Raw genomic sequence first — 26159 nt, forward strand, 5'->3', positions numbered from 1 at the left:
CATTTATTCGGGATCCCGTACTGGTTTTTACGAGTGCGGGGTTTTTTCTATTCAAAAAATAGGCAAAAATATGAGCGACATTGAGCGTTTGGAACAAGAAATTTGTTTGGCTTTAGAAGCAGCAAGCGATGAACAGGCACTTGAAGCCGTGCGCATTGCGGCATTAGGCAAAAAAGGCAGTATCTCTGAAAGATTAAAAGCATTAGGAAAGATGGACGCTAGCGAGCGCCATAAAGTTGGACCCTTGCTTAATGGATTAAAAAATCGTGTTTTAGAATTGTGGTCACAAAAGCGTGATCTTCTCAAACGTCAAGTAATGGATGCACGTCTTGCTAGTGAAACGGTCGATGTCACTTTGCCCGTGCGTTCTTCACCTATAGAACGGGGGCGCATTCATCCTATTTCACATGTCATTGAAGAAATTATAGCTATTTATACGCAGATGGGTTTTTCTCTTGCGGAGGGGCCAGATATTGAAACGGATTATTATAATTTTACGGCATTGAATTTTCCTGAAGGACATCCAGCGCGCGAAATGCATGATACGTTCTTTTTTGATGTTGATAAAACAGGAGAACGGAAATTATTACGCACCCATACATCACCTGTACAAATTCGTACAATGGAAAAGCAAAAAGCACCGATACGTATCATTATTCCTGGAAAGACTTACCGTATGGATTCGGATGCAACGCATTCACCAATGTTTCATCAGGTAGAAGGTCTTGTCATTGATAAAACCTCCACTATTGCGCATATGATGTGGCTTCATGAGACTTTTTGTAAAGCATTTTTTGAAGTTCCCTCTGTAAAGATGCGTTTTCGTCCTTCTTTTTTTCCTTTTACTGAGCCATCGATGGAGGTGGATATTCAATGTGATCGTTCTGGTTCAGAAGTCCGTTTCGGAGAGGGAGAAGATTGGTTAGAAATCTTAGGATGTGGAATGGTACATCCTCACGTATTGAAAAATGTTGGCCTAGATCCCGATGAGTATCAAGGTTTTGCGTGGGGGATGGGCATTGATCGCATTGCCATGTTGAAGTACGGTATGCCCGATCTACGGGCTTTTTTCGATGCCGATCTCCGTTGGTTAGAGCATTATGGCTTTCGCTGCTTTGATATGCCGGCTTTTTTCCCTAGTTTAAGGAATGCGTGATCTTATCAGAGCTTTGATGTGAGGTTTTAAAATGAAATTTACATTGTCTTGGTTGAAAGATCACTTAGAGACAAATGCATCTTTAGATGAGATTTGTGATAAACTAACGGCTATAGGTCTTGAGGTTGATCATGTGGATGACCGTTCTTCTTTGAAAGGTTTTGTCATTGCAAAAGTTTTAACGGTAATAAAACATCCTGATGCAGATAAACTTCAGATTTTGTCTGTCGATGCGGGATCTGGTACGCCTATACAAGTTGTTTGCGGTGCACCCAATGCACGTGCTGGACTTGTTGGTGTTCTTGCATTTCCAGGCACTTATGTCCCTGGGCTTGATGTGATATTATCTGTAGGAAAAATCCGCGGGATTGAAAGTTTTGGGATGATGTGTTCACAAGCAGAGCTCGAATTATCAAGTGAACATGATGGCATTATCGAACTTCCAGAAGATGCACCTATTGGAACGTCCTTTGCTGCTTATGCTGGTTTAGATGACCCGATCATTGATATTGGTTTGACACCTAATCGTTCTGACTGCACAGGTGTTTATGGTATTGCGCGTGATCTTGCGGCGGCTGGAATTGGGCAGTTAAAAGAGTTATCTCTACCACAATTCGACACTTTTTTTGCAACACCACTTGATGCTTCTTTAGATTTTCCAGAAAATTCATCATTATGTTTAGGTTTTGCTTGGCGTGAAGTTCGCAATGTTCAAAATGGTGCATCGCCGCAATGGATGCAACAGCGTTTGAATGCAATTGGTTTGAGACCAATTAATGCGCTGGTGGATATGACCAATTACATCAGTTTTGATTTTGGGCGTCCACTGCATGTTTTTGATGCTGATAAGATTAAAGGCAATTTCCATGTACGTTGTGCACGTGAAGGGGAACAGCTTCAGGCGCTTAACGGAAAAGTCTATAATTTGAGTATTAAAGATTGTGTTATTGCCGATGATGAGGGTGTTGTTTCAATTGCTGGTATTATGGGTGGTGAAAGAACGAGCTGTGATGAAACGACGCGTCGCGTTATTATTGAATCAGCGCTTTGGGATGCACAAAGCATTGCGCAAACAGGTCGCGCATTAGGACTTATCAGTGATGCACGTTATCGGTTTGAACGGGGCGTTGACCCAATGTTTATGGAAAAAGGGCTTGAGGTTGCAACAGAATTGGTCTTGCGACTTTGTGGTGGTGAAGGCTCAAAGACGAGAATTGTTGGTTATCAGCAGCCGGAAGTTAATCAGATCGCTTTTCCCTTTTCTGAAGTTAAACGTTTGACAAATTTACAAATAGAGCGTGAGAAAGTTCTTGCTATTTTAACAAAGCTTGGATTTTCTATTGAAGGAAAGGGAGATGTGGTAACGGTTGAAGTCCCAACATGGCGCCCTGATATTGTTGGTAAAGCGGATTTAGTAGAAGAAGTGATGAGAATTTATGGGTTGGATAAAATTAAGCCCATTCCGTTAGAAAATTTTACAGAGGAAAAAGATCAAGGTTTAACATATTCGCAGCTTCGTTCACGTGTTACGCGTTTGGTTTTAGCGCAGCGTGGTATGAAGGAGGCTGTGACGTGGTCCTTTGTTTCTGAAAAACAAGCACTCGCTTTTGGAGGGGGGCAAGCAGAGCTTAAATTAGTCAATCCTATTTCTTCTGATATGTCTGTCATGCGTCCTTCTCTTTTACCTGGTTTGTTAGTAGCGGCACAACGAAATGCTGATCGTGGTTTCCCAGATTTTGCTTTGTTTGAAGTTTCGAGCATTTACGAAGGCGATACACCTGATAAACAACGGCGTGTTGCTAGTGGAATTCGCCGTGGAACAGAACGATTTGAAGGCGCAGGGCGCTTTTGGAATGGGAATGCAAAAGCCGTTGATGTTTTTGATGCGAAAGCAGATGCATTAGCCATTTTGGAAGCATGTGGTATGGATATTGATAAGGTGCAGATTGAGGTTGGAGCACCCGATTGGTATCATCCTGGTCTTTCAGGGGTCATGAAGCTTGGATCAAAGATTATTCTTGGTTTTTTTGGCACGTTTCATCCTGCTACATTAGAAAAGTTAGATGTGAGTGGCCCTTTATGTGGATTTGAAGTTTTTCTAGATCGGATTCCGGAATCAAAGAAAAAGGCTACAAAAAACCGTTCTCCTTTAAAACTATCGCCTTTTCAAATGGTACGGCGTGATTTTGCCTTTGTCGTTGATAAAACGGTTGCTGCCTCTCTTATTATTCGGATTGTGAGTGGAACGGATAAAAAGCTTATACATTCAGTACAGGTTTTTGATGTTTTTGAAGACTTAAGTCTTGGTGAAGATAAAAAATCCGTTGCAATAGAAATCGCTCTTCAACCTATTGAACGAACGCTCACGGATGAAGATTTAGAAGAGCTTACTTTAAAAATAGTAGAAAATGTTACCACAGCAACGGGTGCACGTTTACGTTGTTGAATCCATTTTATCAGATTATTTTATAAAGCGGGAGTATTTTTGAGTGCTCCCTTATTTTTTGACATCCAGATCGCTAGAGCTTTTAAAAGACAAGTTTTCCATATTAAAAGTTAAATGATCAGTCTTTTTCAAGACAGAAAGCATGTTTTTAAACATCCTAAAAAGTTATTTTTAGCAGAATCCTTCATTGCAAATATGAAAAATAACTGTTACTGCTAAATAATAATGCAAATCATTAGCAATAAGTGAAGATAGTAAACGAGAGAGAGGATCAATGAACGTGAAGGTGTTTTTTACCATAATTTGGGGAAGTGTTCTTTTTTTCACACCTCATTTAGCTTTGTGTGCTGGTAAGTTTAAAGCTGTTACGACATTTACAATTATTGCTGATATGGCGCGAAATGTAGCAGGTGATGCCGCTGACGTTGAATCAATCACCAAACCAGGTGCTGAAATTCACGAATATCAACCGACACCTCGCGATCTTATGCGTGCACAAGGAGCAAATCTTATATTGTGGAATGGGTTAGAGTTGGAACTTTGGTTTGAGAAATTTTTTCAAAATATTAAAGATGTTCCAAGTGTTGTTGTTTCTGAAGGTGTTGTGCCGATTAAGATTGGTGAGGGACCTTTCAGTGGTAAGCCTAATCCTCATGCATGGATGTCGCCAACCGCAGCTTTGATTTATGTTGATAATATTCGTGATGCTTTTGTAAAGTACGATCCTGAGCATGCTGCTATTTATAAAGAAAATGCTGAAATTTATAAGCAAAAGATACGCGCAACAATTGATCCAATTAAGGCTGAATTAGAAGCAGTACCACAAGACAAGCGTTGGCTTGTCACGAGTGAAGGAGCATTTAGTTATTTAGCGCGTGATTTTGATCTAAAAGAACTTTATTTATGGCCCATTAATGCTGATCAGCAAGGGACCCCGCAGCAAGTGAAGCATGTTATTGATATGGTTCGCAAATATAAGATTCACGCAGTTTTTTCTGAAAGCACTATTTCCCCTGCGCCGGCTAAACAGGTTGCGAGAGAAACAGGGGCTAAATATGGTGGTGTTCTTTATGTGGATTCTTTGAGTGAAAAAAACGGTGAAGTTCCGACCTATATTGATTTATTACGTGTCACAAGCGGGCGTATTAGCAAAGCCTTATTAGAGGGAGTACAAAGCCAATGACAAAATCTGGAATATTTGCTCAAGGTGTGACAGTAACCTATCGTAATGGGCATACAGCTTTGCGTGAAGTAAATTTTGAGAGTCCAACGGGTTCCATTACGGCGTTGGTTGGTGTTAATGGATCAGGTAAATCAACGTTGTTTAAAGCTATTATGGGGTTCGTGCGACCATCAAAAGGAAAAATTCGCATGTTTGGTTTGCCCGTTGATATGGCTTTAAAGCAAAATCTTATTGCTTATGTTCCTCAGAGTGAGGATGTTGATTGGAATTTTCCTGTTCTCGTTGAAGATGTTGTTTTGATGGGACGATATGGCCACATGAATTTTTTTCGTTATGTCCGTGCACGGGATTATGAAGCTGTTCGTGTTGCATTAGAACGTGTCGATATGTTGGCATTTGCCAAACGTCAAATTGGCGAACTTTCTGGTGGGCAGAAGAAGCGTGTTTTTCTGGCGCGTGCTCTTGCCCAGCAGGCAAAAGCCATTTTATTAGATGAGCCATTTACAGGGGTTGATGTCACAACGGAGGATAAAATTATTGCTTTGTTACAAGATCTCCGGAAAGAAGGCGCTGTGATTTTGGTTTCTACCCATAATTTGGGTTCTGTTCGTGAGTTTTGTGATCATACGGTTTTAATAAAGGGAACGGTTTTGGCTTCAGGGTTAACGGAAACTGTCTTTACAAAAGAGAATCTTGAGAAAACGTTTGGTGGATCTTTGCACCATCATATTTTTGATCTTCAAAGCACAAAAAAAAAGGATGTTTTGACAGGGGGGAAACAGCCTCTCATTCTTGAAAATACGCAAAATATGGAGCATGTTGCATGATTTCTTTGTTGCTTGAACCCTTAAGCTATCAATATATGGTTAATGCGATGTGGGTTTCGGGATTAGTGGGATGTGTTTGCGCCTTTCTTTCTGCTTTCTTGATGTTGAAAGGGTGGTCCTTGATTGGTGATGCCCTTTCTCATTCGATTGTTCCTGGTGTCGCGGGGGCTTATCTTTTAGGGTTACCTTTTTCACTTGGAGCTTTTTTTTCTGGTGGTCTTGCCGCCGCAGCAATGCTCTTTTTTAACCACCGAACGAAGCTAAAAGAAGATACCATTATTGGTCTTATTTTTTCTTCCTTTTTTGCTTTTGGATTGTTTCTCAAATCATTAAAGCCCATGGCTGTTAATATTGATACGATTGTTTTAGGAAATATTTTAGCAGTGAGTTCATCAGATATTATACAATTGGCTTTTATCGGTTTTCTTTCTTTGTTTATATTGCTTTTGAAATGGAAAGATCTTCTCGTTTCGTTATTCGATGAAACACACGCGCGTGCCATTGGGTTAAATGTAAAGTTTCTAAAAGTTCTTTTTTTCACACTTCTTGCCGCTTGTACCGTTGCTGCCATGCAAACAGTTGGAGCATTTTTAGTCATCTGTCTTGTTGTGACACCTGGAGCAACTGCTTATCTTTTAAGTGATCGTTTTGTAAACGTTTTGATTATTGCCGTTATGATTGGGACCTTCACAAGCATATTGGGTGTTTATGTGAGCTATTTTTTGAATGCGCAAACGGGTGGTGTTGTTGTATTGTTCCAAGCTTTTCTGTTTATGGTGGCTTTTATTTTTGCTCCAAAACACGGGTTTATTGCCGCACGTTTGCGTATAAAGGCGGCAAAAAAGGGTGTGATATTATCATGATTGATCAATTACTCCTTCCTTTTCAGTTTTCTTTTATACTTAAGGGTATGCTTATTGTCGTGATCCTTTCTATCCCAATGGCGATGCTCTCTTGTTTTCTTATTTTGAAAGGCTGGGCACTTTTGGGTGATGCAATTTCCCATGCAGTTTTTCCTGGTGTTGTGGTTGGTTATATGGCAACACCGTGTGTGATGTCATTTTTGACTTTTTTGCCATTTGCTTGGTTTCAGCATGTGCGTCCAGAAAATGTTACAATGACTTTGATTACTTGCGGTGCTTTTGTCGCCGGTATGATTTGTTCTGTTCTGACCGGTTTTCTGGGAAGCAATAGCCGTATCAAACAGGATACGGTGATGGGTGTTGTTTTTTCATCCATGTTTGGTTTTGGGCTTGTTTTGGCAACGGCTATTTATAGTAGCTTAGATTTGAATCATATTCTATTTGGGAATCTGTTGGGTGTTAATTGGCTTGATATTACCCAGACGGCAATAATTTCTACTATTGTCACCTGTATTTTAGGAGCAAAGTGGCGTGACTTTATGCTATATATTTTTGATTCAGTTCAAGGTCGTGCAATGGGATTGCGAATATCGCTACTTCACTACGCTCTTTTAACAATGATTTCTCTCACTATTGTTGCAGCTTTGAAAGCTGTTGGAATTGTTCTGGTGATTTCATTATTGATAGCACCAGGAGCAATAGCTTATCTTATCACAAAGCGGTTTTCTTTTATGTTGGTGATTTCTATACTTGTTGCAGCTTTTTCTGGTTTTTTAGGAATTTATTTAAGCTTATTTATCGGCTCTGATTCTGCTTCTACCATTGTGTTAATTTTAACACTCATCTTTATTACCATTTTTATATCACTTTTCTTTCGTCGAGCTACAATTCAGGAGATCTAAATACAACAAAATATGCGCATAGCAGACATGCATTTTTGTATGTTGTTTGTTATGCGTGTTTTAACTAAAAAACGCAGTGCTAGGACGTTTTCCTCCTAATGTCTAGCAGATGAGTGCAGTATATTCTCCCCCTAAACGCTGCATTTGTAATTAAAAGGCTGCATTGATTTATTCTGCAGCCTTTTTGTTTTTATCTTTTCTAAAAACTCTTTCTGATTTCTTGAAAATTTTGAAATGATCATCATATTGCATAAGCTATTTTATGCTTTAGAGGAGGTTATCATAGAAAATATACTTACCAATAAAGATGTATAGGCGTTATGCATGAAAGTATTGAGAAGCTAGAAAAGTATACATTATGATTTTTCATAAAGGAAAATAGTACTAAAAGATGAAGAAAAATTTTAAAATATCTCACCCTTTGCGTATTTTCACTTCTATAATAGGCTGGGTTATGATGATACTCGGTGTTATCGGTATTATATTACCTGTTATGCCAACCGTACCTTTTTTATTAGTTGCTTCATGGTGTTTTGCTCGCTCATCACCACGTTTTCATTATTGGTTGCACAATCACCGCATCTTTGGTCCTCCTCTTAAGCAGTGGGAAGAGAAAGGGGCCATTTCCAAATTTGTTAAAATTTTTGCGGTGGTGAGTATGGCAGGTGGTTTTTTATCTTTTTTAGTGATGATGCGTCCTGCTTTGTGGTTTGCTTTATTCGTTGCGACTATTTTGCTGTTTATTGCCGTTTATATTGTGACACGTCCATCTTCATAATGATAAAAACAGGACCTTAGGAACCAAACGTTTCTTTCTCCTTAGTTGATTTGTGAGAACCAGAGGTAAAGATTTTTTCTCAAAGTTTAAGGATTATGTCTCGCTATAAAGAATATACAAAACAATGCGCTTTTTAAAAATGATTTATTCGGTAGAATGATATGTTTGTGCAAACAATTTTATGAATAGAGAAGATAATATACCAATAGCTTAAGCAAAAGTTTAAAACCACCTTAATAAGGAACGATAGATGACATTTAAATAGAGGGCACTGTTTTGTTAGTGCTGAGAGGATTGGCATATTCTTACTAATATCCATTAATAATGGATTTTATATCTGCTTGTTTTTCATATATTTAGAAAGGCTGGAAATTACATTACAGCTTTATAAATTCATGAATGAATTTATAGTTAATTTTTTAGCGGCCTAGCAACACGTTTTTCATTACCAAACAGATTGAGGTAGCGTTGTATTTCTTGTGGATCACCGATCGTTTTTTCAGGATTATCTGAGAGTTTTATGGTTGGTCTGCCATTGGCGTGAGTAACTTTACAAACAAGGGAAAGAGCATCAAGGGTTGCAATTTTTTGAGGCGCACAGCCTATAAAGTCATTCGTAAGGTCTGTTCCCCATCCAAAGTTCATACGCACTCTACCATGGAAGTGGCGGTAGGTTGTTTCAATTGTATTGATATCAAGAGCATCAGAAAAAATTAATAATTTTTCTTTTGGGTTTTTTCCTTGCTCTTTCCACCATTGTATAATGCGTTCTCCCCCCTCAATAGGTGGAGCACTGTCAGGTCGAAAACCTGTCCAATCTGCGACCCAGTCTGGAGCGTTGCGTAAAAACGCTTCTGTACCAAAGGTATCAGGTAAAACAATGAGAAGATTTCCACCATAATAACGGTTCCAATCTTGCAGAACCTTATAGGGTGCTTTACACAATTCGCTGTCATTATTGGTAATGGCAGCAATGACCATGGGCAATTCATGTGCATTGGTACCAAGCGCTTCTAAATCTGTATCCATGGCAAGAAGAACATTGGAAGTTCCAGCAAAAGAATCGCCAATCCCTTCTTTTAATGCTTCAACACACCATCGTTGCCATAAGAAAGAATGACGACGTCTTGTGCCAAAGTCGGATATTTTAATATCAGGCAATTTTTTGAGACGTTCAACTTTACTCCACATTTTTGCTTTAGCACGTGCATAAAGCACATCAAGAGCAAAACGATCTAAGTTTTTCATAGCAGCACGTGAACGCAATTCGCTAATGATAGCAAGGGCGGGAATTTCCCACATGGAACTATTGGGCCAAGGGCCATGAAAATGGAGAATATATTGGCCATCTTTACGGGTTAGTTCATATTCTGGAAGTTGAAAGTTTTCAAGCCAATGAAGAAAATCTGGCTCAAAAATTTGTTTTCGTCCATAAAAGGTATTACCAGCAAGCCAGATCATTTCTTTTTTTGTAAAACGCAAACTAACGGCGTGATCAAGTTGGGCACGCAATTCACCCTCATCAATATCATCGACAAGGCGGATTGTTTTAGTACGGTTTATGAGAGAGAAAGTAACATTGACATTAGGATAAAGGCCCCAAATCATCTGCACCATAAGAAGTTTATAAAAATCCGTATCCAGAAGTGAGCGAATAATGGGATCAAGTTTCCAAGTGTGATCATAAACGCGTCTAGCAATATCTGGGTGATTCATAACCCTACTTCTTTCAGTTTCATAAAATCTAAAATTACTGTGTACCAACACGATCAATATAGGGGCTCCAAAAACTATAGCAATTGTAAGTTTTTGGGCAAGAAGAAAAAAGCTTTTTATCTTTTCTCTTTTAAAGATTTAATTGTACGTATGATTTTGTGCTTTCCCGTTTTTTGTAATTGTATACCCGCATCAACATCAGCATATTTTTTACCATCAACGCTGAGCATATTTTTAGACCCCCATTTTACTTTAATGGTATAAACAGCGTCATGCAATTTCATTTTTACTTCATATTCAGGCCAGAAGGAAGGTAAATTTGGCTTTAAAAATAATTGATGAGCTTGACGTTTAATCCCAAGAATGGCTTGTATTGCGGCGTGATAAAACCAGCCTGCTGAGCCTGTATACCATGTCCACCCACCTTGTCCACGACGTGGTTCAACAGCATAAATATCTGCGGCCATAACATAAGGCTCAACACGATAAATTTCAGGATTTTTCCCGTGGTTAAGAGGGTTTATCATAGAAAATAAAGTATAAGCTTTATCGTTTTCCCCCATTTGGGCGAGGGCTAAAATGCTCCAAATGGCACCATGTGTGTATTGACCACCATTTTCTCGAATTCCTGGTGGATAACCTTTTATATAACCGGGTTCAAGGGTACTTTTGTCAAAAGGCGGCCAGAAAAGGCGTATAAGATTACCTTTTTCATCATATAGACGTTCAAACATTGATGCCATTGCCTGTTTTTGGCGTTTAGGTGATGCCATTTGAGAAATGACTGCCCAAGATTGAGCAATGGTATCAATTTGGCATTCATCATTTATCTTAGAACCAAGAGGGGTCCCATCATCAAAATAACCACGTCGATACCAAGCACCATCCCAACCGTTTTTTTCTAGGGATTTTTTCAAATGCTTAAGATATGCACTCCATGTTTGCATATGGCTGCTGTCACCACGTTTTTTGGCAATGGGGATGAAAGCTTTTAACGTTGTACCAAGAAACCAACCGAGCCAAGTGCTTTCCCCTTTTCCTTTAATGCCTACCAAATTCATACCATCATTCCAATCACCACCTAGAATAAGCGGGAGTCCGTGTTGTCCACAGCGTTCGAGGGCAAGATCTAAAGCTAAAGCACAATGTTCATAAAGGGTTGCGACCTTTGAGGATTGTGTAGGCTGGAAATAAGTATCATGTTGTTCGCTTTTCAAAGAAACGCCTTCAATGAAAGTAATAAGGGTATCAAGGAATTCGTAGTCACCAGTTGTGTTGACATAAAGAGCTGTTCCGTATGCAAGCCAGACAATATCATCAGAAATGCGTGTACGAACACCCGCATTGGTGTCAGGCAACCACCAATGTTGTACGTCCCCTTCAAGAAATTGATGCGCGGCAGCATTTAACAATTGTTCACGCGCGAGTTGTGGTTTTAATAATAACAAGGATAAACTGTCTTGCAATTGATCACGGAAGCCAAATGCACCACTTGCTTGATAAAAAGCTGTACGTGCCATCATACGGCATGCATAAATTTGATAAGGAAGCCAGTGATTGACCATAATATCAAAAGAAGGATCAGGTGTTTTTACTTGGAATGGGGAAACAAAATCACTCCATTGCTTTTTTTGTTGTGTAAGGAGAATTTCAAAATCACTTGTGCGTACTTGATCGAGGAGTTTTTCAGCTTCTTGCCTATTTTCAGCACTACCAAGATAAAAGATTATTTCTTTTGTTTGTCCTGGTAACAGATCAATATCATAAGAAAATGCCGAGCAAGGATCACATCCTGCTTCAATTTTATTTGAAAGCACATCAGCTTTACGGATTGCATGAGGATGTATCACCGTTCCTGTTGAACCAATAAATTCAGTGCGATCGGTGGTAGTGCTGGTTGGCATTTCAGATGCTGATAAAAATGTTGTTTGTTGAGATTTTTCAATGTGATAGGGATTTTGAATAAAATGCGCACCCCGTTTTGGATCATAAGAGGGAAGTATAAAAGGTGCATATTTGGTACGAACATTTCCTAAAACCCATTCAACATAATTATAGAGGCGTAAACTGCGCAACTTTTTCCCTTCATTTTTCAGAATAAGACGTGAAAAGCGAACAGGTTTTTCTTGATCAAGGGTATGAGTAAGCTCTAATGCAATTTCTAAATGTGTAGATTTAAATGTTGAAAATCCAAAACCATGACAGGCTTCATAAACAACATTTTCGTCACATTCAACAGCAGAAACGGGTGAGAAACATTTTAAAGATAAACGATCTACAAGATAAAGCGCTTCTCCTGGTCGGTTAGAAACAGGATCATTTGCCCAAGGCGTTAATTGATAATCACGACTATTGTGAGCCCAGGTAAAGAGTGCACCTTCAGCAGAGACATGAAATCCAAAGCTGTGATTAGCAATGACATTAATCCACGGATGTGGTGTCGTTGTGTGTCCATGAAGACGGATAACATAATGATTATCATGATTAAAGCCACCATAACCATTCCAATACTTTAGATCTTTGCCTTTTGTAACAAGGGGTGAGGTTTTTTGTTGGCCAATAAGGCCAATAGAAGTAAAAGGATTGGGTTGCGTTGGTATCGCTATTTGCTTTTTTTTGTCATATTTTCTGTCATTGAATTTATTATCAAATTCTTGATTACTGTTGTGTGTCGCCAGATCAGAATCAATATTTTCCATACGTTTGAGCTGTTCAGACAAAGATCCATTTTGCGCATAGAGGATGATACGGGCTGATGCAAGAAGTGTCTTGAAACTTTGTTCATTCATTTGATCACGCCGAAGGGTAAAAATATGTTGGCGTTCATCCATGTTATGCGTATGATGCCGGTAGGATTCGCATACCCATTCAATAGTATGTTGTGTATCTTGTATATAGGAAAAGGCTTGCTCATTTAAAATAACAAGATCCACAATGAGACCACGTATACGCCAATATTCATGTGCTTTAAGGAGTTCGCGAAGAACAGTTATATCCACTTCATTATCTAATCTTAAAAGGCAGATAGGGTTGTCTCCTGAAATGGACATTGGCCAAAGATCAGATTGTTTCCCAAGAGTTTTTGCTAGTATTCCAGGGGGAAGACGCCAGGTATGGTCTGGATAGATAAGCGGTGTTGCATATTTTTGATAAGTAATAGCTTCTTTAAGGCTTATATCTCGTTGATAGAGTGAGACTTGTGAGCGTGTCCACGCCATTGAAAATTCTTGCTGGAATATGTTGGGTTGTCGATAATGTTTAATATGATTGTGTAATGTTTCTTTTTCATGAGCAGCAAAAGTCCAAAAAATGAGTTCGACTTTTTCATAGGCAGGAATTTTTACACGGCAGCGAAGTGAGATAATTGGATCAAGGATACAGCCTTGACTGTTACTCAAACGAGCATTTTGATCAAATGCAGCAGGTCTATGAATGGATCTACCCCGACCAATAAACAGAGAACGGTCTGTTTCAGCTTCTGTTTCTTGGATACTATTCATAATATCGCTCACAAAATGGGCAATATGAATTTCAGGATCATGAGGAGAGCGTTTGCGTCTTTTGGCAAAAATTGTTCTTCCTTCTTCAACGATTTTTGTTTCTATAAACATATGTGAAAAAACAGGATGAGCGCAGTCTGTCTCCATTGTCGCGAGCGCTAATTCACCATAGGAGGTAACTTCAATGAAGCGATCTTTGTTGGTCATATTTATAAGTTGGAGACGCCGTCCTTCACCATCATTTTTGGATGCAACAAGACATTCGAGTGTTGATTTTATGCCGTCAACTATTTTCATATAGTCAGCTTTTTCATCGGTAAAAATGCTAATTGCTTCTTCTTCAGCAACGCGTGTTGGTTCACCGGTGACAGACCACCACCGTTCACTATGCATATCACGTAGAAAAAATAAAAGGCCCTGTTGATCTTCTGTTGCATCAGGAATAAAGCGTGTAATCGTATAATCATGCCAACGGCTGTAACCTGAACCATTGCCTGTCAACATTGTAGAATAAAAGCCATTGGATAAGAGTAAAGTTGCACGCGGTTTGAGAAGTGGATTCGTGATAATACGAGTAGGGGCATTATCAAATTCCTGAGCGTTATTACGGATGGGATTGGCAACTTTTGTGCGAATGATGGGAATTTGATGTGGTGCTCTTTCGTGTAATAACAATTGTGTTGCTTCAATGACGGTGTCATGATGAAAACGATTACGCATCCGTCCTTCAAAAATGACATTGTTGATAGCAAGAATTGACATACCATGATGGTGTGCATAATAATTACGTACAATAGCGTATTTTTCTCCCTTTTTAACACGTGAAGGCGTAAAGTCGATAGAGTCGTAATAACCATATGTTCCTAAAGCGCCAAGATCGCGGAGTCGTTTTAAATTTTTGACTGCATGAGTTGGCATATATTGTGCTGCTAAAAGGCTTGCGTAAGGAGCAATAACGGCATTGCGTGATAAACCACGTTTGAGTCCAAGGGTTGGGTCCCCAAAGCTAGCATATTGGTAATTCATTAAATGATCGCGCGCATTAAATGCGGCTTCAGAAATACCCCATGGCAATTTTTTTTCATGACCATATTGTATTTGATGACGAACAATTAATCTATTTGTTTGATTGAGAATTGAACCTTTGGGTTCGTGCATAATAAGAGATGGCATCAGATATTCAAACATGGATCCAGACCACGATAATAACGCACCTTTTCCACCAATTGGGATGAGTAATCGACCAAGATGAAACCAATGTTTGAATTTTAGATCGCCTTTTGCGATGGCAAAAAAGCTTGAGAGGCGTGCTTCTGAAGCCAAAAGGTCATAACATCCTTCATCAAGTTTGTTTTCCTGAACACGGTAGCCAATGGACAAGAGTTGCCGTTCGGGCTGTTCTAGAAAATCAAATTCCATATTAAAGGCTATTTGTCGTGCCTTTGTCGCTAAAGTTTCTAATTTTTGACGTATTTTTTCGGTATTGTAGTTAGCAGTAGAGTCGTGATAATGCGCTTGGCATGTTTCTACTAGGCATTGAGCCCAACAGTGTGCACGGGCAGATTCTATAATCTGCGTTTTTTGATGAAATTTCTCTATTAAGTGCTCAATATTGCGGGCAGTAAGTAACAGCTTTGTGATAGGGAGAGCGGTTGTCTTTGATTTTTCCCTGAAAGTGCGCATAGCGCGATGGAAATTGGCGATATGCTCTTCGATTCGTTGGCGTAAGGCATGTGCGTTAGATTGATTGGTGGGAATTTCTTTGACGGTTTCTTCAAGAATAGTATAAACATCCCAGAAGCCCATGTGGTCACTTTGAAAAAAAGCATGAGGCTTTTTAGCCCATTGGCTTAAGGCTGAAGAGAGTGTCACCAAATGACCGGCGAGATTTCCTGAATCAACCGTTGATATATAAGTTGGCAAGAGAGGGGTGAGTGTATCCGTTGCGTACCAATTGTAGAGGTGTCCACGGAATTTTTCCATTTTTGCAAGAGAGCTTAATGTACATTCAACGCGTGTCATCGTTTCTTCAAAACTAATCCAGCCAAAATCACGTGCAGCAATAACAGAAAGAAGATAAACTCCAATATTAGTAGGAGATGTGCGATGAGCAATAAGAGATTGAGGATCTTCTTGAAAATTATCAGGTGGTAAATAATTGCTTTGTGCATTGACGAAGGTTGTGTAATAAAGCCATGTACGTCGTGCAAGAGATCGTAGTGTTTTTTTATCTTCGGAAGATAGATCAAGGGTATTTTGAAATTCTGAAGGTTGACTAACAAACCAAGCAATCAAGGGTGAAAAAAACCATGCAAGCCCAAAAGGCAAAGCAATAAAACTTGCGGAACTCTTAAAAAAGAGAGGTAATGCTGCGGCAAGAATACCAATAAGTGATGCAGGCCACATTGTAAGGATATAAAAGCCTAAACTGTTGGGCATGGTCTTTGTTGCAGAAGAGGTTTTCCATTCAAGCAGATGTTGTTTTGAAATGGTCATACGATAGAGTGCCCGCATGATGGCATCAGTCATAAAATAAGCTGAATGGGCAAGAAATATAAGTTTAAGAAACATATTTGCCCCCGTAAGGGTGATTTTGTTCAAAATGAATTGAAAATATCCTTGCAGAGAATAATCAATAGTGGATGGAACAAGAGTTTGTAATACGCCTAAAATTGGTGAGACAAAGAGACTAAGAAGCAGGAATATTTGCCATATGATTGCACTCTTTAATGGTAAAAGAGACCATCCTGCGAAGGTGGCGATTATCCACATAAGTGGTGTGAGAGAACGACGTAGATTATCTTGTATTTTCCAACGTGTTGTGGAGCTGATTTTATGGGGGGAAAAAAGATAAGGCAACAGTTGCCAATCACCACGAATCCAACGATGATGACGCATCACATCCATGTTGTAGGTTGTTGGATAATCTTCAATGACTTCTACATTACTAACCAAGGCAGTGCGTGCATATCCTCCTTCTAAGAGATCGTGACTAAGAACAGTATTTTCTTTAATCTTTCCCTCAAGGGCTTGCTGAAATGTATCAAGATTATAAAGGCCTTTACCAATGAAGGTTCCTTCTCCCAAAAGATCTTGATAAGTATCAGAAACGGCAAAGACATAAGGATCAAGACCACGGTTCGTAGAAAAAATACGTTGCAGAATTGATGTTTCTTTTCCTGTTGCAAGGGAAGGTGTAATACGGGGTTGTAAAATACTATAGCCTTTTACAATTTTTTTATTTTGTGTATCAAAGATTGGTTTATTGAGTGGATGGTTAAGTTTTCCAACGAGTTTTGTCACACTTTCATGGGTAAGACGTGTGTCTGAATCGAGTGTCATAACAAAACGGCAATCCATGGGAAGAAGTGGATTTGGAGGGTAAAAGTTTGTGTTTTTATCGCCTCTCAATAACAGATTGAGTTCGTAAAGTTTTCCTCGCTTTCGCTCCCATCCCATCCAGCATTTTTCACTGGTATTATAAAGACGCCGACGGTGTAAAAGAAAAAAAAGGGGAATATCATCACGATGATAACAACGATTGAGTTGATCAATTTTTTTTGTGCATAATGCAGCAGATCAAGATCATCTTGCGTTTTTTCGAAGGGAGCATCACTCCAATCCGTTACAAGAGCAAAATGAATGGCACCTTTTGGATTGGAAAGAAAGTGTACTTCAAGATTACGCACTTGCTCATCAATAGACTCATGGGATGAAATAAGAGTAGGCACGACAACCATTGTGCGTGCATTTTTGGGAATCCCTTCTTTATATTCATAACCAATGAGTTGTTTTGATGGAATAGTCCATGAAACAACAGTATTAAAGAAGGCAAAAGCCGCATCCATAACAGGAAAGAGCGCTAATGTGGTAAAGAAAATAGACATCCATGGCGCTATGCCAGATATCGATAATAGAAAATAAATTGTAAGCAAAAAAACAAAGGTTAAAAAAGAGACAGGAATTGCAATAGTTTTTATCTGTAAAGAAGAGAAAGCTCGTGCCCATTTTGTAAACAGAGGAGGCGTGTATTTACAAGCTTTTTCAAAAGCATAGCGACCATCGTCAACAAGATACCAGCCAACAGAGGAATGATAATGATGAGAGGATTCTTTAGCAGAAGCGTATGCCATTTTTACAGCTTTTCGTGCAATTTCCCATTCACTAAGAGGCGAAAGACGTGCAATTTTTTCAATGACTTGTCGATAGATATTGCGTGAGCGAGCATCAATTTCAGAAAAATCACTGTTTTCACGCAAAATAGAGTCTACAGAACTGACAGTTTCAAACCATCCTGTCCAATCAACATCATCAATGGCTTTAAGGGAACGAACAATATTGCCCATGGTTACACCATCTGCTGCTTGGCGATTGTGTTCATCAGATGTTACAATTTCTAAGTTACTTTCTCGATTTTGTAATTGCTTTTCAAGCCAATTTAATGCGTTTGTTGAATCGACAGATGCGCTACGGAGACGATAGAACAAATGCGTTGAAAAAGTTGGATCTACAGTAAATGGCTCATACTGCATAAAAAGTGTCTGTAATTTTGTTGTATTATCTGCGAGAGAAATTTTATCCGCGACTTTATGAGCAAGATGGCGCATAGATCGTGTTTGTTCAATACGCTGTGAAAGACGACAAACATTTTCAATTAACAACATTTGTATGACAGAAGGGAGGGCCCATAATTCACCAATTTTAAGGGTACAAATTTCTTGAAACCCATTGATCATGGCAGTGAGTGTTTTTTGTGAAAATCCACTATCTTTATGGGCAATATAAAGCCAAGCTAAAGCAAAGATACGTGGTATATTTGTATCTTGTTTATAAACAGGAAGTTTTTTGATGAAGGAATTAGAGAGATTACGATGCAGTTGTTGTATCGTTTTGTCAATAGTATAATGATTATCAATGAGCCATTGGGCAGCTGGAGCAATCGTTTCATCATTCCAAGCAGCAATATCACTGGTCTGAAAAGCATGGAGAATAAGTTTGGCATTTTTTCTCAAGCTTTTGTGAAAATTGTTTTCTCCTTCATATTCAGGAAGTAAAATTTCTTTTTGAGACGCGATATCATAGCCTAATTGATACAATTCACCTTGTGATTTATAAGTTGAACGAAGAGGAGAATTGGTTTTAATAAGATGATAGGTTTCGCTTTTTTGAGAAAAGAGATAATTGATAAAGGATATTGTGCGTGCCATAATATTTTAAGTGCTGTTCAATTCCATTTTTTTACATTTAATAATCTATAAATACTTTATCTTAATAGTGAGGGATTGAGAGAAAAAAGTAAATTTTTTATTTTTCTTCTAAGAGTATTTGCAGAGATCATTGAAGAAAAAAACAAACAATTTCTTAAAAAAAGGTCGCTCAAAAGATGAGCGACCTTCGTTTTAAGAATTTATTTTAATGACTAAACACTAATTTTGTTCTTGTTTTTTCAAAGCGGCACCAAGAATATCACCAAGAGAAGCCCCTGAATCTGTAGAACCATATTGTGCAACAGCTTCTTTTTCTTCGGCAATTTCTAAAGCTTTGATTGATACTGAAAGCTTGCGTGTTTTTTTATCAAATGTGGTAATACGTGCATCAATTCTTTGACCAATTGAAAAACGTTCAGGGCGCTGCTCATCACGATCACGAGCCAAGTCAGCACGACGAATGGTTGTTTCGAGATTATGATCAATTAATTTTACATTGATATCATTTTCATTAACCGCAATAACTTCACACGTTACGACAGCCCCTTTGCGAAGTTCACCAGCGGCAGCAGCTTCTCCAACTTTATCGCTGGAGAGTTGCTTAATACCAAGAGAGATACGTTCTTTTTCCACGTCAACATCAAGAACCACAGCTTTAACAACATCACCTTTATTGTAACTATCAATGACCTGTTCACCCGGACGATTCCAATCAAGATCGGAAAGATGAACCATGCCATCAACATCACCTTCAAGCCCAATGAAGAGACCAAATTCTGTTTTGTTTTTGATCTCTCCTTCAATTTGTGAGTTGACAGGAAATTTATTTGCAAAAGCAATCCATGGATTTTCAAATGTTTGCTTTAAGCCAAGGGAAATACGTCGCTTAGAAGGATCAATTTCAAGAACCACAACTTCCACTTCTTGTGATGTGGAGAGAAGTTTTCCTGGATGCACATTTTTCTTTGTCCAACTCATTTCAGAAACGTGGATCAATCCCTCGATTCCTGGTTCTATTTCAACAAAACCACCGTAATCGGTAATATTAGTAACAGCACCAGTAATTTTGGTACCAACGGGATATCGAGCGCTGATGGTTTCCCAAGGATCACTTTCAAGCTGTTTCATGCCAAGCGAAATGCGGTGTGTATCTTGATTGATACGAATAATTTGCACTTTAATCGTTTGACCAATTGTGAGGACTTCAGATGGGTGGTTAACACGGCGCCAAGCCATATCTGTAACATGCAAGAGGCCATCAATTCCGCCAAGATCAACAAAGGCACCATAATCAGTGATATTTTTAACAACACCTTCAACGATTTGGTTTTCTTCAAGATTTTGTACAATCTCTGAACGCTGTTCGGCGCGACTTTCCTCTAAGACAGTACGACGTGAAACAACAATATTGCCTCGACGACGATCCATTTTTAAAATTTCAAAGGATTGTGAGTTGTGCATGAGAGGGGAAACATCACGAATGGGTCGAATATCGACTTGGCTGCGAGGCAAGAAAGCAACAGCACCATCGAGATCGACTGTAAAACCTCCTTTAACTTGGCTAAATATAACCCCATCAACGCGTGTGCCAGCATTGAATTTTTCTTCCAAACGAATCCAGCTTTCTTCGCGCCGTGCTTTTTCACGCGATAAGACGGCTTCACCCATGGCATTTTCGATGCGTTCAATATAAACTTCAACTTCATCGCCGACTTTTAAGGAACCATCTTTTCCTTTAGCTCCAAATTCTTTGAGTGGAATACGTCCTTCGACTTTAAGTCCAGCATCAATAATGGCCATGTCTTTTTCGATTGCAATGACACGACCTTTAACAACGGATCCTTCATTGAGATCATTGGTTTGAAAAGATTCTGTTAAAAGGGTTTCAAAATCCGCTGTTGTGGGATTGTATTGTGACATAAGAACTCCTGATACATACCTTCATTTAAAAGGTATAAGCGCTAGGTTAGTGTTAACACGGATGACTTCCTACCTTTTTTCTTAATATAATTATTCTTAATATAAGAAGAAAAATAAGCGCTAGGATGAAAATCACCTTGACGACTTTATCCAATTATACGCAATTTTATGATTGGATCAATAAAAGCGCATGCAATTGCAAATGTTGCTTCTATACTCAATTCTGATGTATCAAGCAAGTGGGCATTTTTTGCTGGCTTTAACGGGCTTTGTTTGCGCGTTGCATCACGGTTATCGCGTTGTTCAAGTTGAGCTAAGATTTCATGATAATCTGCCTGTATGCCTTTTTTTAAAATTTCCTGATAGCGACGTTTTGCACGTGTTTGAACATTGGCTATAATATAAAATTTAATATCAGCATCGGGACAAACGACAGTGCCAATATCACGCCCATCAAGGACACTGCCGAGCATAATGCTAGCAAAATGACGTTGTTTGGCAACAAGAACTTCTCGTACAGCAGGGTTGAGCGCTATTTTTGAAGCGGCTTCACCAAGTTCATGAGAAGAGAGAAGAGCTGGATTCAAAGTATTAAAATCAAGCTCTATAGCACAAGCAAGAGCACTTTTTTCATCCTCTAGAGGCAATTTTTGTTGTAAAAGTGCATAAGCAACACCACGATAAGTAAGACCAGTATCAAGATGTTGAAGATGATAATGAGCAGCAATTTTTCGTGCTAATGTTCCTTTCCCTGAGGCTGCTGGTCCATCAATTGCAATCACAAAAGGTTTCAAGAGATTTTTCCCCCAAGTTGTTTTATAAAAGGGATAAATTCTGGAAAACTCGTAGCAATCATTCGTTTATCATCAATAGTAACAGGTTTTTCTGATACCAGCCCAAAGATGAGAAAACACATGGCAATTCGATGATCAAGATATGTGGTAACATTTCCACCACCCAGTCCTTTTTCGGAGCCTTTTCCGTGAACAATGAGAAAATCTTTGCCTTCTTCACATTCTACATGATTTATTTTGAGTCCTTGCGCAAGAGCAGACAATCGATCTGATTCTTTAACGCGTAATTCCTTGATTCCGAGCATCGTTGTTTTTCCTTCAGCAAAGGCTGCTGCTACCGCTAGAGCGGGATATTCATCAATCATTGAGGGAGCCCGTTCTTTCGGCACCGTGACACCTTTGAGCATAGAAGATGTGACGCGCAAATCGGCAACATTTTCTCCTCCTGTTTGGCGTTGGTTCAAAAGCGTAATTTGCGCACCCATTTCCCATAATGTTTCGATAAGTCCCATTCGAGAAGGATTGATAAGAACATTTTCAATGGTGATATCAGAATTTTCGACAAGAAGGGCAGCGATAAGTGGAAAAGCAGCAGAAGAAGGATCACCTGGAATATCAATTGCTTGCCCGGTAAGGTGTGGTTGGCCATTGAGATGAATAAAGCGCGTCCCTTCAGCATTTGTTTCTACCTCAAGTTCAGCACCAAACGCTTTTAACATTTTTTCGGTATGATCACGTGTGGGAATGGGTTCAATAACAGTTGTGGTACCAGCAGTATTAAGCCCAGCAAGAAGGACGGCGGATTTAACTTGGGCAGAAGCCATTGGAATACGGTAGCGAATCGGGTTAGCCGTTTTAGGTCCATAAAGCGTTAAAGGCAGATAGTTGCCTTGAGTTGCGTCAATTTCAACCCCCATTAAACGGAGTGGATCGAGAATACGGCCCATTGGGCGTTTGGAAAGAGAGGTATCCCCGATAAAAGTTGTTTTCATATGATAAGGACCAACCAATCCCATAACGAGGCGAACACCTGTTCCAGAATTTCCGAAATCTAAAGGGTTTTGTGCAGTTAAAAGGCAGCCATTCCCCGTTCCCCGTATGACCCAGAGATCATTTTTCTTTTGGATATAAGCACCCAGAGCTTGCATAGCAGCAGCTGTATTGAGCACATCATCGCTTTCCAGCAAGCCGTGGATATGTGTTTCACCATTTGCTAAGCCTCCCAATATAAGAGATCTATGGGAGATTGATTTATCTCCTGGTATTTTAATTTTACCAGAGAGATTAGTAGATTTGTAAGAAGTTATGGATATTGCTTTTTGCATAGAAATTCTATTTAACTTTATCGAAATTTGATTGAATGAAGTATTTTCTAGCACATGCTTTGACAAGCGTCATGAGAAAATCTATGTGGAACGAGGGATTTATCTTTGACAAAGACATTATTTTTCGATTAAGGACCGTAAAATTTATCTTTTAACGCAATTGTAGTTAATCAAAGAGGGATGGTTCATGGCAAAACAAGAACTTGGAACGAAGCGTATTGATCCAGAAACAGGAAAAAAGTTTTATGATCTTAATCGCGACCCCATTGTATCACCTTATACGGGAATTTCTTATCCGCGCTCTTATTTTGAAGTTGCAGCAGCTGAAGCGAGTAATGAAGAAGAAGTTGATGCGGAAGAACTTGATACAGCACTTGAAAAATCTGCCTTTATGCTTCTTGAAGAGGACGATGACGATTCTAAAGATGATGATCTTCCTGATTTGGAAGATAGTGATGTGGATCTTGGTGATGACGATGATACGTTTTTATCTCACGATGAAGAAGATGATGATGACGATGACGTGACGGGTATTATCGGAGGTGGTGTTTCTAACGATGACGATCTATAAGAGAAGTTAAGAGGGGCTTCTTTTGATTGAATATAAATTTTTCTTGATCTTCGATTTTTCTCGTTCTAGAAAATCACATTGAGAGTATTTTTATCCTTTTTGGAGATGGTCTGTCTTTATATGGGGCTATAGCTCAGCTGGGAGAGCGCTTGCATGGCATGCAAGAGGTCAGCGGTTCGATCCCGCTTAGCTCCACCAAAAAGAAACAAATTTTTATAAGCAAAGCATCATCATTGATAACAGAAATTGATACATTTTAAGGGATGCAGTTGTGGTTAGTACTGCTCTCCTTGTAATTTTTTAATCATTCTTAAAACAATATTTATTTGCGGTTTTTGACCTACTTATAGAATTTTACTGGCATAGAAGGGAAAAATAAGTGCGTGATATTTATCGGATGCCTATGAAAAGGCGCCTTTTTATCCCAATGACATCATGTGTAAAAAAAACAGCTGTAAAAACTCTTAAAAGAAGCTTTATGAGAGTATGAAAAATACTGTCGCATGAGGTTTTATGTTTAACTTCGAATTTTGTGATTTAAATGTCTCAAAAGAGGTATTTTTTTCTTTTTTATGCATGCGCTCTTGTTTTTAAGGTTTGCTTGCAGCAAAACAAAGAAAATGGAATTATTTGAGGGGAAAAAATAATGCCTTCTTACCGTTCAAGAATATCGACTCATGGGCGCAATATGGCTGGGGCCCGTGGTCTTTGGCGTGCAACAGGGATGAAAGATAGCGATTTTGGTAAACCCATTATCGCCATTGCCAATTCTTTTACGCAATTTGTACCAGGGCATGTCCATTTAAAAGATCTTGGACAACTGGTGGCAGATCAGATCGCTGTCGCTGGTGGTGTTGCGAAAGAGTTTAACACAATTGCTGTAGATGATGGAATTGCTATGGGGCATGATGGGATGCTTTATTCCTTGCCTTCGCGTGAAATTATTGCGGATTCTGTTGAATATATGGTCAATGCTCATTGTGCTGATGCGCTTGTCTGTATTTCCAATTGTGACAAAATTACACCTGGTATGTTAATGGCTTCTTTGCGATTGAATATTCCAACAATTTTTATTTCAGGTGGTCCTATGGAAGCCGGTAAGATTAAATGGAAAGGCCAAGATCTTACTGTTGACTTAGTTGATGCAATGATTGCTGCGGCTTCAGAGCAGAATTCAGAAGAAGAAATTGCGGAAATAGAACGCGCTGCTTGTCCTACATGTGGTTCTTGTTCAGGGATGTTTACAGCAAATTCTATGAATTGTTTGACCGAAGCATTAGGGCTTTCTCTTCCTGGAAACGGGTCAGTATTAGCGACCCATGCAGATCGACGAATGCTTTTTGAAGAAGCTGGACGACAGATTGTTGCGCTGGTCAAGCGTTACTATGAAAAAGGTGATGAAACAGTTTTGCCGCGTTCTATTGCTTCACGCAAGGCTTTTGAAAATGCAATGACCGTAGATATTTCCATGGGGGGATCAACCAATACTGTCTTACATCTTTTGGCAGCAGCGCAAGAAGCTGAGGTCAATTTTACCATGACGGATATCGATCGTCTTTCACGTCGTGTTCCTGTTTTATGCAAGGTTGCCCCTGCTGTTGCCAATGTTCATATGGAGGATGTTCATCGTGCTGGTGGTATTATGGGGCTTTTAGGAGAATTGGATGCAGCGGGTCTCATTGATACATCGACTTACACAGTTCATGCGAAAACGATGAAAGAAGCTCTTGAGCACTGGGATGTGAAACAGGCACATGAAACAGTGATTCATGAATTTTATCGTGCAGCTCCAGGGGGTATTCCAACACAAACAGCTTTTAGTCAATTTTGTCGCTATGATACTCTTGATCTTGATCGTAAAAAAGGTGTCATTCGGGATAGAGAACATGCTTATTCGCAAGATGGGGGGTTGGCGGTTCTTTATGGAAATCTTGCAGAAGATGGCTGTATTGTAAAAACAGCAGGTGTTGATCAGTCGATTTTAACTTTTAAAGGCCCAGCAAAGATTTTTGAGAGTCAGGATTCAGCTGTTGTAGCAATCTTGAATGATAAAATTCAATCAGGTGATATTGTTTTAATCCGCTACGAGGGGCCTCGTGGTGGACCTGGAATGCAAGAAATGCTCTATCCAACGAGCTATCTCAAATCCAAAGGATTAGGAAAAGTTTGTGCGCTTATAACGGATGGTCGTTTTTCAGGGGGAAGTTCAGGGCTTTCTATAGGGCATATTTCACCAGAAGCTGCTGAAGGAGGAGCAATTGCTTTGGTCGAAGAGGGGGATATTATAGAAATAGATATTCCCAATCGCACCATTCATATATTGATTGATGCTGCTGAGATGGTGCATCGTCGTGCCAAAATGGAAGCAAAAGGAAAGACAGCTTGGCAACCCACAGAAGTGCGTAAACGTAAGGTCTCAAAGGCTCTCAAAGCGTATGCAGCAATGACGACTTCTGCTTCTAAAGGAGCGGTTCGTAGCATTTGACTATGGTAAAAAAATTTATTTTATGAAGGAGTGTTTTTTTTAAATGAGAGCATTTCTTGCATGGTATTCCAGTGGCTCGTTTGATGCGCTTAGACGGCGTATTTCAAGCGATTGTAAAGATGATTTAAAATTACAGTGGATTTTGTTTTTTCGTATGAGAAGCTAAATATTATAACATCAATATATTGATTTATAAAGATAACTTATCGTCTTATCTCTTAAATTAGTCCTCCGAAAATTGTAATATTTTCTCATCTCAAGCCTTTTATATTCAATCAATTAAAATCACTTGCTTGCGCATCACAAGCGGGGTTGATGTATGGGTAAAAATCCGTTGAGAGAGGAGTAAAAATGCCTGTTTGAATTGTTTTAATGCAAGGGCTGTTGGAACATTGGGGCAAGCAAACACAATGAAGGTACAGGTTTGTGACTCTTACACGCAGGATCTTTTCGAATGCTGATCAATATACCTTGAAATAAGGAGTA

Annotated in this window: 16 protein-coding genes and 1 tRNA gene; 11 read left to right on the forward strand and 6 right to left on the reverse strand. The window is 39.2% G+C overall.

Annotation, left to right across the window (positions count from 1 at the left end; translation table 11 throughout):
* Nucleotides 1–70: 70 nt before the first annotated feature.
* From pheS to NMK50_RS10275, 7 genes are all read left to right on the forward strand, one after another.
* Nucleotides 71–1156 carry a phenylalanine--tRNA ligase subunit alpha gene (pheS, locus tag NMK50_RS10245; protein WP_254770380.1) on the forward strand — a complete coding sequence of 362 codons (1086 nt, stop codon included), beginning with the start codon at nt 71–73 and terminating at the stop codon, nt 1154–1156.
* Nucleotides 1157–1187: 31 nt separating this feature from the next.
* Nucleotides 1188–3602 (forward strand): phenylalanine--tRNA ligase subunit beta, encoded by a 2415-nt coding sequence (pheT, locus tag NMK50_RS10250; protein ID WP_254770381.1) that lies wholly within the window; start codon nt 1188–1190, stop codon nt 3600–3602.
* A gap of 274 nt (nt 3603–3876) precedes the next feature.
* Complete coding sequence (locus tag NMK50_RS10255) at nt 3877–4785, forward strand: metal ABC transporter substrate-binding protein (RefSeq protein ID WP_254770382.1); 909 nt, start codon at nt 3877–3879, stop codon at nt 4783–4785.
* Entirely contained in the window at nt 4782–5612 is an 831-nt protein-coding gene (locus NMK50_RS10260) for a manganese/iron ABC transporter ATP-binding protein (RefSeq protein WP_254770383.1), read from the forward strand. Before NMK50_RS10255 ends, NMK50_RS10260 begins: the two co-directional genes overlap by 4 nt.
* Complete coding sequence (locus NMK50_RS10265; RefSeq protein ID WP_254770384.1) at nt 5609–6475, forward strand: metal ABC transporter permease; 867 nt, start codon at nt 5609–5611, stop codon at nt 6473–6475. The genes NMK50_RS10260 and NMK50_RS10265 overlap by 4 nt, the downstream gene beginning before the upstream one ends.
* Nucleotides 6472–7377, forward strand: coding sequence for a metal ABC transporter permease (locus NMK50_RS10270; RefSeq protein ID WP_254770385.1), 906 nt, complete (start codon nt 6472–6474; stop codon nt 7375–7377). Before NMK50_RS10265 ends, NMK50_RS10270 begins: the two co-directional genes overlap by 4 nt.
* Nucleotides 7378–7768: 391 nt before the next feature.
* Nucleotides 7769–8155 carry a YbaN family protein gene (locus NMK50_RS10275; RefSeq protein ID WP_254770386.1) on the forward strand — a complete coding sequence of 129 codons (387 nt, stop codon included), beginning with the start codon at nt 7769–7771 and terminating at the stop codon, nt 8153–8155.
* Between the two features lie 411 nt (nt 8156–8566).
* Here NMK50_RS10275 and pncB read toward each other — a convergent pair whose 3' ends face one another.
* The 6 genes from pncB to aroA form a co-directional block, all read right to left on the reverse strand.
* Complete coding sequence (pncB, locus tag NMK50_RS10280) at nt 8567–9871, reverse strand: nicotinate phosphoribosyltransferase (protein WP_254770387.1); 1305 nt, start codon at nt 9869–9871, stop codon at nt 8567–8569.
* Between the two features lie 116 nt (nt 9872–9987).
* Nucleotides 9988–16830, reverse strand: a complete 6843-nt coding sequence (locus NMK50_RS10285) for a glycoside hydrolase family 94 protein (protein WP_374112180.1) — start codon at nt 16828–16830, stop codon at nt 9988–9990.
* Nucleotides 16779–18578 (reverse strand): hypothetical protein, encoded by a 1800-nt coding sequence (locus tag NMK50_RS10670; RefSeq protein ID WP_374112181.1) that lies wholly within the window; start codon nt 18576–18578, stop codon nt 16779–16781. The genes NMK50_RS10285 and NMK50_RS10670 overlap by 52 nt, the downstream gene beginning before the upstream one ends.
* Nucleotides 18579–18797: 219 nt before the next feature.
* Nucleotides 18798–20498: a 30S ribosomal protein S1 gene (gene rpsA, locus NMK50_RS10290; RefSeq protein WP_254770388.1), complete on the reverse strand. Its 1701-nt coding sequence runs from the start codon at nt 20496–20498 to the stop codon at nt 18798–18800.
* A gap of 146 nt (nt 20499–20644) precedes the next feature.
* A complete protein-coding gene (gene cmk, locus NMK50_RS10295; protein WP_254770389.1) occupies nt 20645–21292 on the reverse strand; it encodes a (d)CMP kinase in 648 nt (215 codons plus the stop codon).
* Nucleotides 21289–22617 carry a 3-phosphoshikimate 1-carboxyvinyltransferase gene (gene aroA, locus NMK50_RS10300; RefSeq protein ID WP_254770390.1) on the reverse strand — a complete coding sequence of 443 codons (1329 nt, stop codon included), beginning with the start codon at nt 22615–22617 and terminating at the stop codon, nt 21289–21291. Before aroA ends, cmk begins: the two co-directional genes overlap by 4 nt.
* 187 nt (nt 22618–22804) lie before the next feature.
* On the opposite strand from aroA, the gene NMK50_RS10305 reads away from it, so the two are divergent.
* The 4 genes from NMK50_RS10305 to NMK50_RS10470 all read left to right on the forward strand — a co-directional run bounded on the left by NMK50_RS10305 (nt 22805) and on the right by NMK50_RS10470 (nt 25839).
* Nucleotides 22805–23188: a TIGR02300 family protein gene (locus NMK50_RS10305; protein ID WP_241437942.1), complete on the forward strand. Its 384-nt coding sequence runs from the start codon at nt 22805–22807 to the stop codon at nt 23186–23188.
* A gap of 122 nt (nt 23189–23310) precedes the next feature.
* A tRNA-Ala gene (locus NMK50_RS10310) sits at nt 23311–23386 on the forward strand.
* Between the two features lie 448 nt (nt 23387–23834).
* Complete coding sequence (gene ilvD / locus NMK50_RS10315; RefSeq protein WP_254770391.1) at nt 23835–25673, forward strand: dihydroxy-acid dehydratase; 1839 nt, start codon at nt 23835–23837, stop codon at nt 25671–25673.
* A 43-nt stretch (nt 25674–25716) separates the two neighbouring features.
* A complete protein-coding gene (locus NMK50_RS10470) occupies nt 25717–25839 on the forward strand; it encodes a hypothetical protein (protein ID WP_256481476.1) in 123 nt (40 codons plus the stop codon).
* Nucleotides 25840–26159: the final 320 nt, after the last annotated feature.

The organism is Bartonella harrusi, assembly GCF_024297065.1.
Classification (GTDB): Bacteria; Pseudomonadota; Alphaproteobacteria; order Rhizobiales; family Rhizobiaceae; genus Bartonella; species Bartonella harrusi.